Here is a 15860-nt window from a genome sequence, read left to right as displayed (position 1 = left end):
GTCACGCCAGCGGATGTCGTCGACGGTGAGCTCGGGCCTGATGCGCCGGGTGCGGCGGGCGAGTTCGACGAGGGAGTCCAGGTGTCCCTCCTCCAGCAGGTGCGCCCGCAGCCGGGTCAGGGCGGGCAGGCCGTTGCGGACCCCGGGCGGATACGCCTCGAGCGCCATGCGGCGCACCACGTCGAAGTAGCGTTCCAGGTCCTTGCCGGTGCGTTGCAGGGCCCGGGGTTCGCCCACCGGGCGCAGGAGTTCCACACGGTAGGAGCGGCGCAGCAGGTGGTCCTGGAGCGGTCCGGGCGGGGTGTCCTGCTTGATGGCCTCCACGACCGTGCGCAGATGGCCGTAGTAGTCCTCCGGGGTGCAGCCGCGACTGCTGGTGTTGCCGCCGTCCCCGCGGCGGTTCCAGATGTAGCAGGGCTGGTCGGCGACGATCGAGACCGTCTTTGCCCGCACGTAGGCGCGGGCCATGAAGAGCTGGTCCTCCAGCCGCACCGGCCCCTCGGGGAACCTGAGGTCGTGGTCGAGCAGGAAGTCACGGCGGAACATCTTGTGCGGGGTCAGGCTCTCCATGAGCGGTGCGTCCTTGACCGTGCAGCGCTCCACGGTACGTTTGAAGACGTTGCTGGGACCCGCCATGGTGCCGATCACCTTGCCCAGCACGATGTCCGAGTGATTACGGCCGGCCATGCGGTGCAGGACCTCAAGGGCCTGCGGAGTCAGCTCGTCGTCCTGGTCCACGAACTGGACGTACTCCCCGCGCGCCTCCCGCACCCCGACGTTACGGGGCTTGCCCGGCCAGCCGGAGTTCTCCTGATGGATCACCCGCACATGCGCGTACTCGGCGGCCAACTCGTCGAGCCGCTGCGCGGAGCCGTCGGTCGAGCCGTCATCGACGTAGATGATCTCGTACGCGTCCTCTCCCAGCGTCTGACGCAACAGCGACGGCGCACACATGTCGATGTAACGGCCCGCGTTGTACACGGGCACCACGATGCTCACCTTGAGCATGAACGCTCCCCCAGACCGAGACGACGGACCACGTGTCTCGTTGTGCTTGGACGTTCCGTTCCGACTCTCACAAAGGCTGTTCAGTACGGCTTCAGTACGGCGCCGGGGCCGCGTATTGGGTCGTGATCCATGAGTACCGCAGCTTCCGGGCGGGTGCCCCTTGTGCTGACCCGGCTGGGGTACAGGCTCGGCGATCTGCGCTGCGGGGTGCGGGCACGCATGACCAGGAGCGATGACCAAGGGGGCCGTGGGGGGCCGAGGACCCCGGTTGCATGCCCGCCCGGGCAGGCTCTCGCCTTTGCTGATGAGCTGATGAGCTGGTGGGCGCGGCTGGTGTCGCCGAGGTCGAGGAGGGCTTGTCCGGGGTCGACGGCGGGGTCTGCCGCGGATACCAAGGCGCACCAGGCGGGCCGGTCGGTGCCGGCATCGTTGAGGATGCGGATCGCGCCCCTGACGACCTTCTCGTTAGCTCCTCCTGCTCTTTCTGGCCTCCGTCTATAGCCACCCCCATGCCCAATGGCGATATGTCGTCTCTGGTCGCCAGCCAATACGGGCAGGTGGAGGAAGCGAGTACTTGGTCTGGGTGTGCCACCCGACGCCACTCCAGTGCACCGGCACACCGCACTCAGCACGGCGGAGAGCCCGCTGTCAGTGCACAGCAGGCTCCCAAGGCGTTGCAGGAATCCACGGGGACTGGGCCCCCTTCGGCGCACGATTGGCCGCCAGGGCGGGAGACATCTCCTCAAGCGGCTTGATGCTCAGCACGGTCAGCCGGTTCTGCTGCTCGGGCAGGAGCCGTGCCCAGATGGCCGGCCGCTTCTGCTGTTGGAGCCGCTTGCCGATGTCGCCGTCCATCAGCACGCCGGGTGCGATGCCGGGCAGTCGCCCGTCGGCGTCGAGGGCGGGGCCCGTGGTCGCCTACGCGCGGAGCAGCCGCCCGGTGATCTCCCGGTACTCCCGCAGCGCGAGGCGGAGTTCGGTGGAACGCGTCTCGGCATCCTGGTCCTGCCAGCCCTCGCGCAGGTCGCGGCGCCGTTCTGCGAGGGCCTTCACCAGTGCGTCGGCCGCTGCGTCGAAGGCGACCTCGGCCTCTTCCAGTGCTTCGCGCGGGGTGTCGGCGAAGTGGTTGACGGCGTGCCCGAGGTGCCGGACGATCTTGACCCGCTCGTCGGACGGGATCAGCGGTTCGGGGCCCTGGGTGCGGCGCGCCGCGAAGCCCGAGGACCGGTCGTCGGGCTGCTGGGCGCGTGTCTGGTCGTACATCGTCGTCTGCACCGTCTTTCGTGGCGATGGGGTCACCGTCCGAGGTCGCCTTCGCCTTCACGACGGCTGCTCAGGGCCGCCAAATGCCCGGTCGACCCTGCCGTTCACGGTCCTGCGCCGTGTTGCCAGTCAACGTCCGGTGACCATCTGTGTCAACGCGGTTCGCCACCGGGCACACCCCGCCCGGGACGGGGCGGTCAACCGCAGGAGCCCTCCTGAGGCGATCCGCTCTTCTCCCGCACTGCCGAGGGGCCGCGCTGTCGTTCTACGCCCCACTGCTCCGCACCCAGGGTGCGCCGACTCCATGCGAATCGGCCTCAACGGCGTGCCGGTACAGAGCGGCGGCGACCATGGGACGACTGCGAAGGAACACCGCCGGCGACTGGTCGCGGGCTGCCACCATGTCATCGTGCGGCCCGCTGGTGTAGGCGAAGCGGCCCCGGGTGTTATTGAATGATGTTTGCGGTCAAGAATCCCGGGACTCTGTCGCCCGGGTTCTGGTACGGCTCCGACGTGGTGCCGGGGTCGGCGAGCGAGTTGAGAGAGTCGCATGGACTCCACCCCACGCCCCTCGTCTGTGTCACCGTTCGACATGGTCAGCAGCGCTTTGGGGCAGTACATGCCAGTCGACGGAGCGGCGGCGGCCGCCGGTTCCGCCGACCCGCAGGGGGACAAAGCCGCCCGCCGAGACGTATCCGACACCTCGACCCCCGCCGGTCAGGAGCAAATCCTCGGCGCGGTGAATCTGGACCGGGATCTGAGAATCACCCGCTGCAATCTGGACGCCCCGGTCTTCGCGGGGGTGGAGGCCGTGGCCGGAAGCCCCTTCGTCGATCTCCTGCCTCCCTCGGACGTACCCACGGTCACCCGGCGCCTGCGGCAGGCCCTCGAGACCGGAGAGCCGCACGTCGCCCGGGTCCAGCGCCTGCGACGCGGCGACGGGTCGGAGCTGGTGGTCTCGATGAGTATCCTGGCCGCCGCAGCGCCCCAGGAGGGCCTGACCGTCTCTCTGATCGCCATGGCCAGGAGGCTGCATCTGTACGCCGCCGAGACCGCGATCGGCACCTCGTTGGACATCGGCGAGACCGCGCAGTCGCTGGCGGAGTCCCTGCTGGCCTGGGGTGACGTGACAGCCATCGACCTCGACTTCGCCGTGTGGACGGGCGAGGCGGTCACCGAGCAGCCGCAGGGGCGCCTCCGGCTGCGACGGGCGGCCCTGGTGCCGGACCGGGCGTGGCCCGACGGCTACGTGCCCCCGGGCGACGATCTTCCCGGCGATGCGAGTCGACTGCTGTCGCAGGCCATACGGCGTGACGATGCCGCGCAGGCCATCGTCATACCCGACCGGGAAGCGATCGAGCGGGTGCTTGGCAGTCCTCGGCTGGTGCGTGCCCTGGTGCCCGGCGACCAGGCGTCGGCCGTGGCGTGCATACCGCTGGTCCTGGACGGCCCGCCGCCCGTAGTCCTGGGTGTCGCGGAGGTCTGGCGGCGGGCGGACCGCCCCTTCGCGGACAGCGAGCTGTTCGACCTGCAGGAACTGGTGGCCAGGACCTCCCACCACGTGGACCTGGCCCGTCAGCACCAGCGCGAGCACACGCAGGTCCTGGCCTTGCAGCGCCGACTGCTGCCACGGTCCGGCGGCGACACCATCCAGACGGCCAGCGTCTACCAGCCCGCCACCCCCGACAGCGCGGGCGTCGGTGGCGACTGGGTGAACAGCTTTCCGCTGCCGGACGGCCGTACCGCGCTGGTGGTCGGAGACGTCGTCGGGCACGGGCTGGGCGCCGCGGCGACCATGGGACAGCTCAGCATGGAGGCCCGCGCGCTGCTGTCAGCGGGACTGGCGCCCGACGAGGTGCTGGAGCACCTGGACGAGACCGTGTCGCTGCTGGACGACGCGGAGTCCGGGCTGGCGGCTGGTTACAGCGCCCTCGGGTCGACCTGCTGCATCGCCGTGTACGACCCGGTCAGCCATCACGTGGCGGTGGCCAGTGCCGGCCACCTTCCCCCGATCCTGGTATTCCCGGACGGCCACGCCGGCCCGGTAGCGATACACCCCCACCCTGGGCTCGGCGCCGAGTTCGCGCTGCGGGAGCCGTACGACGTACACACGTTCCCTGCGCCCCCGGGCTCGTTGCTCGCCCTCTACACCGACGGCCTGGTGGAGGATCCGGCCCTGTCGATCGACGAGGGCATCGACAGGCTGACGGACGCCGTGTCCTCGGTGCACCCCTGGGACGCCTTGGAGCAGGCCGCTCGACGCGTGGTCTCGGCGGTGGCGCCGACACGTCGGCGCGACGACGTGACTCTGCTGATCGCCCGCATGATCGGTTACCGCAAGGAGGACACCACGACGTGGCGTCTGCCCGCCCGCCGCGACGCGGCCGCCCGGGCCCGCGCACTGGTCTCCGAGCTGCTGGGACGGTGGGGCACCGGAGAGCACCCCAGGGACAGCGTGTTGCTGGTGGTCGATGAACTGGTCGCCAACGCGGTCCGCTTCGGCGGCGGACCCATCACCGTACGGCTGATCAGGACCGGTCACGGGCTGCTGTGCGAGGTGGGCGACACCGGCAACGGCAGACCGCGGCTGGGCCCGAGCGGACTCCTCGACGACGCAGGCCGTGGCCTGCACGTGGTGCATGGGCTCACCACCCGGTGGGGGGTGCGGTGGACGGACACCGGGAAGGTGGTGTGGGCTTGGGTCGAGCGGTGACGGGGAGTCGGCCGGGCGGGTTTTGGGGCGTCAGCGGGCTGGCGGCGAGGCTTCGGCCGGGTGGCGGCAAGGCGGCCGCGGCCGGGGGGTGACGAGGCGTTGGCCGGACGGTGCGGGAGCTGTTCGTCGGGCGGTGGCACCGGCGTTACGAGGCGCGCGAGTCCGCGCTACAGCCACTCCCCCTCCAGGGCGGTTGCCGTGAGGCCCGGAGCAGCCGCGTACAGGACGGCACGGCTGCCCGCCTTCTGCCCGGCGTCGTACGCTCTCCGCATGATGTCGAACACGGCGGCGCCTCCGCGGTTGCCGCTGGTGTAACTGTCCCGGCTGTAGTGCAGGAGCCCCGTCGGCCATCCGTCGGGCATCGTCTGCTCCATGTACTCCAGCACGCGCGTCCCGCCGGGGTGGGCGAGCAGAACGTCGGGGTGCCAGGAACCGGGGTCGTCCTGGTATCGGAGGCGCAACCACTCCCACATCGCGGTGACCGTCTCCTGCACGGCGCGCGGCCCGCGCCGGTCCATCACGAAGTGGGTGCCGTCCTCCCGTGTCTCCAGGCGGTGCAGGTCCTGGGTGCCGGGCAGCGTGTGGTGCCAGGCGGCGTCCAGCCGCAGCACCGACTCGGGCCTCGATCGGCCCGTGACCACCGCGGCGACCGCGGTGTCCGCGAACAGCAACCGGACGATCAAGGACTCCAGAGTGTCGTCCGCGGGCTGGTAGGTCGTGCTCAGTGCCTCCGCGATCACGACCAGGACCACCCGGTCGGGGTCCGCGGCCACGAGATCCGCCGCCAGGGCCAGGGAGCGGGTCCCGGCTATACAGGCCCACTGTGTGGCCGACAGAAGCAGCACGTCGCTCCGGAGCGGGAGTTGGTTGGCGAGGGAGACGTCGAGTCCCGGCAGCGCGGGCGTGGTGGAGTGACTGGTGATCAGACAGTCGACGTCCGCGGCGTCCAGCCCGGCGATCTGCAGGGCCCCGCGCGCCGCACGCTCACCGTAGGACTGCACTGCCGACCAGGCCGGCGCAGTACGCTCCTGGACGGTCTGCGGCGCGGGTATCGCCTCAAGGGCGGCGATCACGCGATCCACGTCCTGTTCGGTGAACCCGTCACCGGCCAGCGCCTCTCGGGCCGGCCCGATGGCGGCGGCCGGCAGGCCGCTTCCGCTGCCAGGCGTGACGGCTGCCTCCAACGGCAGCATCCAGCCACGGGTTTCTATGCCCGTACTGGCCGCGATGCCGTCGATCCGCGGTGCCCACGGCGCGTTCGGATGCCGACCGCGCACTTCGTCCACGATCTGGCGGGTTCGTACGGTGTGCTTGCCGTGAATAACGGCTGGCGGGCACAGGTAAGCGACCATGAATTGGCGCCTTTCTACAGGGAGTGAGATCAAATGCCACGGGTGCTGCGTCATGGTCCACTTGGGAATGATTCACCCAAGTCCACAACAGTACGAAGAGGTTCATTAATCAGTGTCTGTTTTGAGCATGAATGCCACAGGGTCGTTTGCGCTGTGATCTGGGCAACTTGGGAGGTCCCGCGATGCGTGAGACGGCGCACACTGCCGCAGGGGGGCAGGCGCGGTGCCGCGCCTGCCTGACATGCCACCGGTGGACCTCGCCATCGCCGCCACCGCGGCTCAGCACGGCCTGGCCGTCCTCCACGACGAGGAGTCGGTGGTGCCGATCCGTAGGGTCCCCACCCGTCGGCTCGGCGTCCCGGGTCCTGGAACGCGGTTGTACGAGTTCGCCGAGCCGCTAATGCCCCCGGTACGGAAAGCGAGCAGCGGGGCGAGGAGCACGTCGAACTCATGGGCCGGGGAAGGGCCCCGACAGCGGCCGCGGTCCCAACCGGATCTGCGCGAGCCTGCGCGCGACCTGCCGACCGACGACCACGGCACGGGCCGCGGCCAGAACTGGGCCGCCCGGTCCAGCTTCGGTCAGTCATGGCCTCAGGGACGTGACCGCTGGCGAAGTCCGGGCCGCAGAACTGGGGTTCACATTGTGACGAGGATCGAAATCGGGATCGGAGCTCGGGATGCGGCCGTGCTTGGATGAGCTCCCCATGACTGGCTGTTGCGGGTCAGGACGTTGGTGACGGCGCCTAGTGCCAGGCAAGTTGGTGGTGAGGTCACGGAGGTGAGCCCTGGCTTCGGTGGGGCCATGCGCCATGATGGCGCTCCCGAACGGCAGTAGCGCTCGCACGTCAGGTCACGTCCGCTGGAATGGTGTATCGACGGCCACTCGGTGGTTTCGTCTCGAGGCTCAGGAGCGGGAGTGGGCTCTGGATCTGTGCCGGCGGGTGGAGCGCGAGCTGGACGCCGGGCAGCTCGGCGAGGCCGTACAGGAGTGGCTGCACGGCAGGCTGCTGCTGTCCGGGGTCTCCGTCATCGAGACTTTGCGGGATCGCCGCTGGGCGCCGTCGAAGGGCGCGTTCTCGGCACTGATGCTGCTGTTCCAGTGCCAGATGTTCGTGTTGCCCGACGGTCTGGTGCCCGGCTGCCAGTGGCACGTCCTTCAGATCCCAGGGGCGCTGCCGCCACCCGTTCGTGACCTGATTCTCAACAAGGTGGCCGGCCCGGAAGCAGCAGCGGCCGGAGAGGCCATCAGAACTGACCCCATCCCGGTGCGCGGCGATTGACGGTCAGATGCCGAAGACGGCACTGGTGGGGTCCTCGCAGGCGTGCGACGAGAAAACAGGAAGGGCGATGTCATCTCCAGTGAAGGGGAAGGGCGGAGCTGGGGAATCGCTGAACAGGGCTGTGTTCAGCCACGAGGGCTCATCAGGAGGCGAGCACGCGCTGGTGCAGCGGGAGAGTTCTTGGCGATGCGCTCCAGGGCGTAGATGCCGCCGATCCGGACATGGACGTCCTGGTTGCCGATCTAATCCACCGCTCTGGTGAGGCGCTCGGTGATCTGGCTCTCCCGGCTCACCTGGACCTGCCTCCAGGTCGCGGCGGCACCGATGACCACCAGCAGCCCGATACAACTCTGAAGCATCGCCGAGCGCGCGTCATTGGTCGGCTGGGCCTGAGCCTGTTGCAAACTCGATACGGGCTTGTGCACTACCGACAGCGCGCAACTCCGCCGCACTCAAGGGCGGATAGAGCAACTGAGGCACAAGAACCACTCCGCCCACGACAAAACCGAGAACAGCACAAGCAGGGGACTCGCACGCGTTCGGTTCCGCTCCTTCACGGGAGGTAGGGGGCCGGCGGTCATGGGACGTGGACTGATCTGCCCCGCACGCCTGCTCGTCCGCCCTTCAACTCCAGGCGGTCCGGTCGGCCGCGGTCGCAAGACGATGCGCGCGACCGCCGACCGGACAGGCTGGCTCTGTGGTTCCTGGGTGTCGGCCAACAGGGCATCAGGCTGCAGACCATCCACTGCTCTGCTGTGTGCTGCGACTGCTGCTGACAGGCATCACACGCCCATGACGAGCCCGTACCGAATCCGCCCGAGTCCAACGCATTGCGACTGCTGGATGAGGTGGATCGAAGGCCCGGACGCTGGGCCGCAGCGGTGCGCTGGAGCCGGGTGCCGACGGTTGCCGGTTTGTTCAGGGCAGGATCGAGTCGACGTAGCCGCCGTCGACGCGCAGGGCACCGCCGGTGGTCGCTGACGCGTAGGACGAGGCGAGGTAGACGACCATGTGGGCGATCTCCTCCGGCTCGATGAGGCGCTGGATCAGGGACTGCGGGCGGTGCTTGATCATGAACTCCCGCTGTGCCTCGTCCCAGGGTGACTCGTCACCGACCAACTCACGGACGAAGTCTTCGACGCCGCCCGTGTGCGTCGGGCCGGCGATGACGGAGTTGACGGTCACGCCCGTGCCGGCGGCCTCCTTGGCGAAACCGCGACTGACGGCGAGCAGCGAGGTCTTGGTCATGCCGTAATGGATCATCTCGGCGGGGATGACCACGGCCGAGTCGCTGGCGAGGTTGAGGACGCGGCCCCAGCCCTGTGCCGTCATGGCGGGCAGATAGGCGCGGATGAGCCGGATGGCGGAGAGGACGTTCACCTCGAAGTAGCGGCGCCACTCGGCGTCATCGATCTCCAGCGGCGCGGCGGAGCCGAAGACGCCGAGGTTGTTGACCAGGATGTCGACCGAGGGAACGGCCTCCAGTACGGCCGCAGCGCCCTCTTCCGTCGTCAGGTCGCCTACGGCAGCGATCACGTCGTCGCTTCCGGAGTCGACCCGTACCCGGTCCACCGCGGCTGTGACGCGCTCCGCGCTGCGGCCGTTGACGGCGACCCGGGCGCCGGCGCGGCCGAGGCCGACGGCGATGGCGTATCCGATGCCCTGTGTGGAGCCGGTGACCAGGGCGGTGCGGCCGGAAAGGTCGATGTGCACGAGGGTCCTCCTTGTCGCGGGTGCGGGGGCTGTACGTTGCTGCCGGTAGACGGCAGGTACCCCCAGCGCCTGTTCCCGTGCCACGGGGGACGGGGCGGGCGCAGGGGGCGGTGGTTCAGTTCAGGGTGGCGGGGTCGGGGCCGGTGCGCAGCCCGCGGTCCAGTCCTGCGATGGCGTCCATGTCGGCGTCGCTCAGCTCGAAGCCGAAGACGTCGAGGTTCTGCCGGATCCGTTCGGGAGTGACGGACTTCGGGATCACGACGTTGCCGATCTGCAGGTGCCAGCGCAGCACCACCTGTGCCGGGGACACGCCGTGCGATCCGGCGATCCGAACGATCGGCTCGCTGGTGAGGACTGAGCCCTGGGCCAGTGGACTCCAGGCCTCGGTGGCGATGCCGTGCTCGGCGTGGAAGGCGCGCAGCTCGTCCTGCTGGAGGGCGGGGTGCAGCTCGATCTGGTTGACGGCAGGGGTGACTCCGGTCTTCTCCTGGAGCCGCCGCAGGTCGGGGACGCGGAAGTTCGAGACGCCGATGGCCCGGGTGCGCCCGCTCGCCAGGATCTCCTCCAGCACCTGGTAGGTCTCCACGTACAGATCACGGGCAGGGGTGGGCCAGTGGATCAGGTAGAGGTCGACCTGGTGGAGACCGAGCCGTTCCAGGGAGGCGTCGAACGCGGCCAGCGCCTTGTCCTTGCCCTGGTCGTCGTTCCACAGCTTGGTCGTGATGAAGAGGTCCTCGCGGGGGAGGCCGGAGGAGGCGAGGGCCTTGCCGACACCCCACTCGTTGCCGTAGACCGAGGCGGTGTCGATGCTGCGGTATCCGGCGGCCAGGGCGTCGGCGACGGCGCTGGTGGTCTCCTCGTCAGGAACCTGGAAGACGCCGAAGCCGAGCTGGGGCATGACGACGCCGTTGTTGAGCGTCACGTTCGGGATGGCAGTCACGAGGAGCCTTTCCGTTGTGCCGTCGGTGTTCTTCGGCACGGATCACAGGGACTGGAGCGCGGTCTGGGCGAAGGCGTGGTCCTGTTCGGGGGCACCGCCGCCGAGCCCGAGGGCGCCGACGAGCTGACCGTCGCGGCGGACGGGCACTCCGCCCGCGATGAACAGCAGGGGCTTGTTCAACGCGGTGGGCAGCGAGTGGAAGGGGCCCTCCGGCTTGACCAGGTCGGAGACCTCGGCGGTGGGGGCGTTGAGCTGAAGGGCGGTGTAGGCCTTGGCGGTGCTGGTCTCGCCGGAGATGAGTACGGCGCGCTCGTCACGGCGGAAGGCCAGCAGGTGCCCTCCGGCATCGAGAACGGTGATGCTGACGGGCACACCCGCCTCGTCGGCGGCGCGGCGTGCCGCGGCGATGAGGGTCTCGGCGTCGGTTGTGGTCAGTGGGGTCACGGCGGTGCTCATGGGTCACTTTCCTACGGTGGGGGATGGACGGCTGCGTGTCGCGGCCGGCGGGATCCTCGGACGGTGCAAGAGGCGCGGCCACAACCCTTCGGGCGGGAAGTGCGGCTTGCGCCTGCCGAGGGCAACAATATTTGCAGACGCCCAATACTTGCAAGCGCGGGTATATTGAACGGGGATGCACCGGCACTCCTGGCCGGTGTGGCTCCCTCGCTCACGACGTCCGGCCGGCGAGGTCGCCGCCTACGCGCCCGGCGACCGCTTCGACACCCCCGTCGGCCGCATCGGCACGCTCATCTCGGGTGAGCGCCGTGAACCTCGACGGCTCCGTCATCGTGCGGGCCGTGGACGATCCGCAGAACATCCTGGCTCTCCTCGGCGACCGCAACACGCTCGCCTGTCGGCCCGCCTTCCGCATAGAGGAGGCGGACGGCACGGCGGACATGGCCGCGTACCGGGAGCTGAGCGGTTCCCAAAGTCCCCGATAGGACCTGACTGCGGCTCTGCGCACGCAGCCCCCAGTGTCCCCTCGGCATCTGATCTCCGCACGAGGCGGCCCAAGCACGCTTGTGCCGTCGGGAAGCGCCGGTCGCTCGGGCGAGGGCGTCTGGTTGCTCACCACGTTCTTTGACCACCGGCTCTGCAACGAGCGGACCCACGGCCTGCTCGACGTCCATGCGTACTCGAGTGGCCGGAGAAGCTGCGGGAAGTCACCGGCGTTGAGCAGGCCGACGAGCACCTGGGTCATGTTGTCGATGCCGGGGTCCGGGGCAACCAGTCCATCAGAGCACCAGAAGTGGCGGCCGCCCAACTCCTTCCCTGCCCGTTACCACCGCGTCACCAGACGCGGGCAATCGCCATTGGGGACTGCCTCAGTGCAGGCAGAGAGGGGCCGGCGGCCTCAGCGACGTGCCGTAGCCGGCCGTCTCCTGGCGTAAATGTCAACAATTTCCTGCGGCCGCGTGCCTCGGAGCAACTGAGTCCCCCGTGCCACACTTGGCCGCAGGCGTGACCTGAAGGGAAACACATGACGAGCTCACAGGGTGATACGAGCATCTTCAAGGCGATCGACGACCTCGTGGCTGAGGAGCATGAGCTGCGCTCCCGGTCCCTCACGGAACACGGTCTTGATCAGGAGGAGCGTAGCCGCCTCAAGTCGGTGGAAGTGCAGCTCGATCAGTGCTGGGACTTGCTGCGGCAGAGGCGTGCCAAGTCGGAGTTCGGCCAGAATCCCGACGAGGCGCACGTGCGCCCTGCAGACGAGGTGGAAGGCTACCTGGGCTGAGCACAGGGTGCGGCGGTCTTGCCCGGCGCAGCGAGGCCGCACCCCAGCGCCAGAAGCCTGTCCTCCGTCAGTCCGGTGCCGACCCGGCAGTATCCTCCGTCGCGGGTGGAGGCCCGTCGTGGCGATGAACTCGACATCGGTGGAGTCCCCAGGGGGGCTCCTTGGCCGTGACGCTCTCGACTTGCGGGGCGCAGTTTGTCGCAGCCGCCCGCAGCTCACTACTTGGGTGATGGACGGGTTACGAAGGGACCGTGACGCTTGCCTGGTGGGCCAGGGGATCGATGTGTCCAGGCATGCGGTGTGCAAGTGTCGGAGGGGGGCGGTGTGCTGCCCCTTGCAGGGCCCTGAGAGGAGTCGACCACGCAGCAGAACCAGTTCAGTCGTGATGCTGCGTAGAGTTCGGCGAGCACGACCTCGTGGAGCCGCTGCCAGACGCGGGCCTTCGTGCCAGTCCCGCAGTCGGCGCCGGCTCGTCGTGCCCAAGGCGAACTCGGGGTCCTTCGGCAGGTGCGGGCTGGCACCGACGTGTCAGTGGCCGGCGGTCAGCACCACGGTCCCAGCGGCTTTCTGCAGAGCAAAGGTCGCCCGACGACGGTGCGTTCCTTAGCTGAGACACGCGACGAGGCCACACACAACCCGAATTGTGGGACTTCTCGCCGGAACTGACCGGGGTCCGGTATCCGGTGTGGTGCTGCGACCGGTCAGGCACACCGTTTCGTCTGTGGGGGCGGCGGCGGTCGTGCCGTTGGAGTCGGTCTCGCCTGGCCTGTTCGACCGGGCGGGCCGACTGGGGCTGTTTAGACGTCGGCCACGTTTGCTGGTAGTGGAGGGGGCATCGGTCGACTGGGGGTCAGCCCTGTGCGGTGGGGCGGATCACGATTTCGTTGACGTCCACGGTGGCCGGCTGATCGAGGGCGTAGCTGATCGCCTCGGCGACGGCGGACGCGGGGATGGCGAGTTGCTGCGCGGCGGTGCGCGCCGCCGCCTGCGCCTGGATGGCGCCGCCCCGGTCCAGCAGCTCGCTCTCGGTGAATCCGGGGCTGATGACCGTGACGCGGATGTCGCGGCTTTCCTGGCGCAGCCCTTCTGAGAGGGCGCGCACCGCGTACTTGGTGGCGCAGTACACTGCCGCGGTCGGATCCACGCGGTGGCCGGCCACCGAGGCGATGTTGACGATGTGCCCGCTGCCCTGTTCACGCATTTTCGGCAGTACGGCGGCGATGCCGTACAGCGTGCCGCGCACATTGACGTCGATCATTCGGTCCCACTCGTCGAGGCGGAGATCTGCCATCGGTGCCAGCGGCATCACGCCGGCGTTGTTCACCAGCACGTCGATCCGGCCGTACCGGTGGAGTGCCGCGTCGACGAACGACTCGACGCTGTCGCGTCGTGTGACATCGAGCGCGTGGTGGTCCAGTTCACCGTTGGCCGCGCCCACCTGGCGGGCCAGCTCCGCCAGCCGGTCGGTACGACGTGCTCCGGCCATTACCTGATGGCCCGCGGCGGCCAGGCGACGGGCCGTGGCCTCGCCGATGCCGCTGCTGGCCCCGGTGACCAGGACGACCTTCTTCTCCATGGGGGTGGACGCAAGCATGAGAGTGATCTCCTTCGTGTGCACGAGGTGGCCCGTGGTGATGGCCACCGGCATCAGTCCACCCGCCGAGCACGTGCTCAACAAGGCCGCGGCAGCCTGGGTGCCGCGCACCCAGGCTGCCGCGGCAACCGCGCAGTACCGTGGGGTTCATGCACCGTGCGTTGGCCCAGTCCCTCGGAGACTTCCTCCGCGCGTGCCGCGCCCGCCTGGAGCCGTCCGACGTCGGGCTCCCCGCCGGCAGTGGCACGCGCAGGGTCAAGGGCCTGCGCAGGGAAGAGGTCGCTGTACTGGCCGGGATGAGCGCCGACTACTACGTGCGACTGGAACAGGGCCGGGAGACCAACCCCTCGCCGCAGGTCGTCGGCGCGCTGGGCAGGGCATTGCGACTGAACCCCGATGCGCGTATCCACCTGCACCGGCTCGCAGGGCTGAGCCCCCAGGCCGAGGTCGGCAGCCTGCGCGACCAGGTGCATCCCAGCCTGCTGCGCCTGCTCGACACCTTCCCCGACGCCGCGTCCTACGTCCTGGGACCTGCCTTCGACATTCTGGCCACCAACGTGATCGCCGACGCCCTCCTTGAGCCCTTCGACGGGGAGACGAGCATGCCGCGGATCCTCTTCACCCATCCGCGGGCCCGCGACGTCTTCCCGGACCGGCGGTTGGTCACCAGCGCGACCGTGTACGCGCTCCGCCTGAACGCGGCCCGCTTCAGCGACGTCCCGGAGATCGAGGAACTCGTCCACGAACTGCTTGAGGCGTCGGCGGAGTTCCGCGCCCTGTGGGACGACCAGAAGGCCGGTGGTCTCACCCGGGCGTTCAAGGTGTTCGTGCATCCCGAGGTCGGACGCATCGAGCTGACCTACGAAAGCTTCGACGTGCGGGCCGCGCCCGGCCAGGAACTGCTGGTGGGGTCGGCGGAACCGGGCAGCCGCAGCGCGCAGGCCCTCGCCTACCTCGCGTCGATGGCCGCGCCCCGCCGCTGAGCTGGACGTGTTCGGTGTTGTCGCGGGCGTCGCGCTTCCACCATCGGATCGCTCCGGTGTGGTCGAGGAGGGCGTCGGCCTCGTGTAGCTGCACGCGTGGCGTGAAGTCCTCAAGCAAGCGGCGCAGCCGTTCCTGGAGGTCAGTGTCGGCGTCGGATGGCATCTCGAAGGAGAGGCACAGAACACGGCGGCCGTTCATCGCGGTCACCCTGCGCTTCCCTGGCTGCGGTGGCCGAGCCGGCGCAGGTCGGCCGAGCGGGTGCCGGCGGGCTCAAGGTCGACACAGGGGTGCAGGCGGGTACCGGCCGTGCCGTCGGCGAGCGTGCGCTGGGATGCGTTCGGTTGGGCGGGGGTGGGGCCGGTGCGGCCGAGGAGGTCGAGGGCGGCTGGGCGGCAGACCTCAAACGGGCGACCCGTCGGGGTGCGCGCCGGCGACTGGACACCGCAAGCGCAGGTCAGCGCACCGTCCTGTGGACACGCGCAACTCCGATCCTGAAACAGCAGTTCAGCCTTTGTCTCTCCGCTGACTTGGGTCCACGTTGCCGAGGTCCGTCGGCTCACCGGTGATCCGGGAGATGGCGTCCTGGAGGCGGCGGACGGCGCCCTCCGCCTGCGCGTATTCCTCAAGGCTGGGCAGGGCGGTGCCGAAGGGGCCGCCGCGGTCGGATGGCAGGGTGCGCCAGCGCAGGACCGTCTCCAGGGCGTTGAGAGCGCCGGAGCGAAACCAGGCCAGGCGGCCGTGGCCCGTGACTACGAAACCCACCCACACCGATCCGAAGCCATGATCCGCATCGCCATGGCCGACCTCGTGGCCCACCGCCTCACCAGCGAGAGCACCATCTCCTGGCGCGACCCGGAACCGCAGAGGCAAACAGCAGATTCCAGGGTGAAACAACAGGAGCAAGCGACCTCGAAGGCGACCGGCCCGGAGCTGGCGGCCAGCCTGATTGCTGAGCAGATGGTCGGGCGGGAGCAGGCTCACATTGATGTGCTGGGGTGGCCGCCTGGGTTGGTTTCAGAGGAGGACCGGCGCGAGCGGGGTCGTCGAGGTCTCCTTCGTGGATCGAGGGGGGTGTCCGTTGGCGCGGCGGTGAGGTCACAGTCTTCCAGGCGATGGTGCGCATGGTGAACCGGTAGCGGTCGGTGGCGGCCAGCGTGAGGGTGCCGTTTTTGTGCAGGTCAGCAGGTTTTGCACGCACCCAGTAGGGACTGTAGGGACTCAACTCCGAAATACCTCTACTGCGGCAGCCGGTGCACCGGCGGAGAGGGCGGCCGA

The 15860-nt window shown here is 69.2% G+C and carries 13 protein-coding genes and 2 pseudogenes; 6 read left to right on the top strand and 9 right to left on the bottom strand.

What is annotated here, in order from left to right; all coding sequences use genetic code 11:
* The 3 genes from ACZ66S_RS39415 to ACZ66S_RS39405 all read right to left on the bottom strand — a co-directional run.
* On the bottom strand, positions 1–1008 hold a 1008-nt coding region (locus tag ACZ66S_RS39415; protein ID WP_469906392.1), incomplete at its 3' end, for a glycosyltransferase family 2 protein.
* Between the two features lie 648 nt (positions 1009–1656).
* On the bottom strand, positions 1657–1869 hold the full coding sequence (locus ACZ66S_RS39410; protein WP_469906391.1) for a hypothetical protein: 213 nt from the start codon (positions 1867–1869) through the stop codon (positions 1657–1659).
* A gap of 57 nt (positions 1870–1926) precedes the next feature.
* On the bottom strand, positions 1927–2271 hold the full coding sequence (locus ACZ66S_RS39405; RefSeq protein ID WP_469906390.1) for a hypothetical protein: 345 nt from the start codon (positions 2269–2271) through the stop codon (positions 1927–1929).
* A 550-nt stretch (positions 2272–2821) separates the two neighbouring features.
* Here ACZ66S_RS39405 and ACZ66S_RS39400 point away from each other — a divergent pair.
* Complete coding sequence (locus ACZ66S_RS39400) at positions 2822–4984, top strand: ATP-binding SpoIIE family protein phosphatase (RefSeq protein ID WP_469906389.1); 2163 nt, start codon at positions 2822–2824, stop codon at positions 4982–4984.
* 167 nt (positions 4985–5151) lie between these two features.
* Here ACZ66S_RS39400 and ACZ66S_RS39395 read toward each other — a convergent pair whose 3' ends face one another.
* Positions 5152–6336 (bottom strand): beta-ketoacyl-[acyl-carrier-protein] synthase family protein, encoded by a 1185-nt coding sequence (locus ACZ66S_RS39395; protein ID WP_469906388.1) that lies wholly within the window; start codon positions 6334–6336, stop codon positions 5152–5154.
* A 941-nt stretch (positions 6337–7277) separates the two neighbouring features.
* Between ACZ66S_RS39395 and ACZ66S_RS39390 the strand changes: the two genes are divergently transcribed.
* Positions 7278–7616 carry a hypothetical protein gene (locus ACZ66S_RS39390; protein WP_469906387.1) on the top strand — a complete coding sequence of 113 codons (339 nt, stop codon included), beginning with the start codon at positions 7278–7280 and terminating at the stop codon, positions 7614–7616.
* Between the two features lie 918 nt (positions 7617–8534).
* On the opposite strand, the gene ACZ66S_RS39385 is transcribed toward ACZ66S_RS39390, so the two are convergent.
* The 3 genes from ACZ66S_RS39385 to ACZ66S_RS39375 form a co-directional block, all read right to left on the bottom strand.
* A complete protein-coding gene (locus ACZ66S_RS39385) occupies positions 8535–9329 on the bottom strand; it encodes an SDR family NAD(P)-dependent oxidoreductase (protein ID WP_469906386.1) in 795 nt (264 codons plus the stop codon).
* Positions 9330–9444: 115 nt separating this feature from the next.
* Positions 9445–10227 carry an aldo/keto reductase gene (locus tag ACZ66S_RS39380; RefSeq protein WP_469906400.1) on the bottom strand — a complete coding sequence of 261 codons (783 nt, stop codon included), beginning with the start codon at positions 10225–10227 and terminating at the stop codon, positions 9445–9447.
* Between the two features lie 84 nt (positions 10228–10311).
* On the bottom strand, positions 10312–10725 hold the full coding sequence (locus ACZ66S_RS39375; RefSeq protein WP_469906385.1) for a GlcG/HbpS family heme-binding protein: 414 nt from the start codon (positions 10723–10725) through the stop codon (positions 10312–10314).
* Between the two features lie 299 nt (positions 10726–11024).
* Here ACZ66S_RS39375 and ACZ66S_RS39370 point away from each other — a divergent pair, with 299 nt between their 5' ends.
* Positions 11025–11210 carry a hypothetical protein gene (locus ACZ66S_RS39370; RefSeq protein ID WP_469906384.1) on the top strand — a complete coding sequence of 62 codons (186 nt, stop codon included), beginning with the start codon at positions 11025–11027 and terminating at the stop codon, positions 11208–11210.
* Positions 11211–11749: 539 nt separating this feature from the next.
* On the top strand, positions 11750–12007 hold the full coding sequence (locus ACZ66S_RS39365) for a DUF2630 family protein (protein ID WP_469906383.1): 258 nt from the start codon (positions 11750–11752) through the stop codon (positions 12005–12007).
* 850 nt (positions 12008–12857) lie between these two features.
* On the opposite strand, the gene ACZ66S_RS39360 is transcribed toward ACZ66S_RS39365, so the two are convergent.
* Complete coding sequence (locus tag ACZ66S_RS39360) at positions 12858–13601, bottom strand: SDR family oxidoreductase (protein ID WP_469906399.1); 744 nt, start codon at positions 13599–13601, stop codon at positions 12858–12860.
* 149 nt (positions 13602–13750) lie between these two features.
* Here ACZ66S_RS39360 and ACZ66S_RS39355 point away from each other — a divergent pair, with 149 nt between their 5' ends.
* On the top strand, positions 13751–14584 hold the full coding sequence (locus ACZ66S_RS39355) for a helix-turn-helix transcriptional regulator (protein ID WP_469906382.1): 834 nt from the start codon (positions 13751–13753) through the stop codon (positions 14582–14584).
* 204 nt (positions 14585–14788) lie between these two features.
* Here the strand turns inward: ACZ66S_RS39355 and ACZ66S_RS39350 are convergent.
* A pseudogene (locus ACZ66S_RS39350) lies at positions 14789–14971 on the bottom strand (OB-fold nucleic acid binding domain-containing protein); the annotation flags it as partial.
* A 352-nt stretch (positions 14972–15323) separates the two neighbouring features.
* Between ACZ66S_RS39350 and ACZ66S_RS39345 the strand changes: the two are divergent.
* A pseudogene (locus ACZ66S_RS39345) lies at positions 15324–15437 on the top strand (IS5 family transposase); the annotation flags it as partial.
* Positions 15438–15860: the final 423 nt, after the last annotated feature.

Source organism: Streptomyces sp. NPDC107471, assembly GCF_055582845.1.
Note: the sequence above shows the minus strand (reverse complement) of the source record. Positions and strands in the feature narration are given on the sequence as shown.